The sequence below is a fragment of the Nonomuraea rosea genome (genome assembly GCF_039539705.1).
Classification (GTDB): Bacteria; Actinomycetota; Actinomycetes; order Streptosporangiales; family Streptosporangiaceae; genus Nonomuraea; species Nonomuraea rosea.
On sequence record NZ_BAABDQ010000124.1, the window covers coordinates 1 to 1577 of the forward strand.

General features: G+C 68.5%; 1 protein-coding gene and 1 pseudogene. One reads left to right on the top strand and one right to left on the bottom strand.

Going from position 1 to position 1577, the window contains the following annotated elements; translation table 11 throughout:
- Positions 1–53: 53 nt before the first annotated feature.
- A complete protein-coding gene (locus tag ABEA43_RS67670; protein WP_345581532.1) occupies positions 54–1289 on the bottom strand; it encodes an RNA-guided endonuclease InsQ/TnpB family protein in 1236 nt (411 codons plus the stop codon).
- Positions 1290–1313: 24 nt separating this feature from the next.
- On the opposite strand from ABEA43_RS67670, the pseudogene tnpA reads away from it, so the two are divergent.
- Positions 1314–1577 (top strand): annotated as a pseudogene (gene tnpA / locus ABEA43_RS67675) (IS200/IS605 family transposase); the annotation flags it as partial.

The following is a 1577-nucleotide window of genomic DNA, read 5'->3' on the forward strand; positions in this document are numbered from 1 at the left end:
TTGACGCGCTCCTCGGGCTGAAGCCCGCGGATTCTCGCCCGTGCCGCGCGTGTTCATGCGGCACCTCGATGGCTTCCTGCTTCAGCGGGCTGTGCCACCGCGAGCGGTGGTCTTACCTGCCCTCCACCGGCACGGCTGGCGCCGTCCCGCCCACGCGTGTGGGAGGCGTTCAGCCTCTCCGCCCGTCCGGCGGCGAGGATGTTGACTGCGGCGTTGACATCCCGGTCGTGGGTGAGGCCGCATCCGGCGCAGATCCACTCCCGCACGTTCAGCGGCATCGCCTCGGCGATCAGGCCGCAGGCCGAGCAGAGCTTGGAGGAGGGAAACCACCGGTCGATCCGACAGAAGCCCCGCCCGTGCAGCTTCGCCTTGTACTCCAGCATCGCGATGAAGGACGACCAGCCCGCGTCATGCACGCTCTTGGCCAGCCGGGTGCGGGCCAGTCCCTTGACCGCCAGGTCCTCCACGACCACCGTTTGGTTCTCACGGATGATCGTTGTGGAGAGCCGGTGGTGGAACTCGCGGCGCGCGTCGGCGACCTTGGCGTGCTGGGCCGCCACCCGAATCCGGGCCCTGGCCCGGTTGTTCGACCCCTTCTGCTTACGCGACAGGGCGCGCTGCAGCCTGGCGAGTTTCTTCTCCGCCCGGCGCAGAAACCTCGGAGAGGAGATCTTCCTCCCGTCGGCCAGGACCGCGAAATGCCCCAGCCCCACGTCGATCCCGGTCTCGGCCTCGACCTCGGGCAGCGGTCGCGCGGCGACCTCGACCACGAACGAGGCGAAGTACCGGCCCGCCGCGTCCTTGATCACACTCACGCTGGAGGGGGCGGCGGGCAGCTTTCGTGACCAGCGCACCGTGACGTCACCGATCTTCGGCAGGCTCAGCTTCCCGCCCGGGACCACCTTGAAGCGGGCGTTGCGGGTGAACCGGATCGCCTGGCGGTTGTCGCGGCGGGAACGAAACCGGGGCGGCCCGACCTTCGGCCCTTGACGCCTCCCGGCCAGGGAGGCGAAGAAGTTGCGGAACGCGGTGGTGGCATCGGCCAGCGCCTGTTGCAGCACCACCGCTGAGACCCCGCCCAGCCAGGCTCGATCCGGCCGCCGCTTCGCCTCGGTGATCACCGCCCGGGACAGCTCGGCGTCGGTGAGGAACGGCAGTCCCTGCTCATGGGTGTGGTTGCGCAGCGCGACCGCGTCGTTGAACACCACCCGGGCGCACCCGAACGCCTGCGCCAGCGCGATCCGCTGGACAGGAGTCGGTTCCAGCCGGTAGTTGTACCGCAACTGCACCCGATCACCCTACGTGGTTGAGTCATGGCCGCGTGCGGCGATATCAGAACCGGTAGGCACTGTGTTTCCGCGCTCCACGCCCACTTGGTTTTCGTGACCAGACTCCGGCACCGGGTCTTCACCGACGCGCACCTGTCCTGTCCCGCCTGGAGGAGATCATGAGGGACGTCTGCGTCGACTTCGAGGTCGAACCGACCGAGTTCAACGGCGGAGACAATCACGTCCACCTGCTGGTGAGCTTCCCGCCCAAGGTCGCCCTGTCCCGGCTGGTCAACAGCCTGAAAGGGG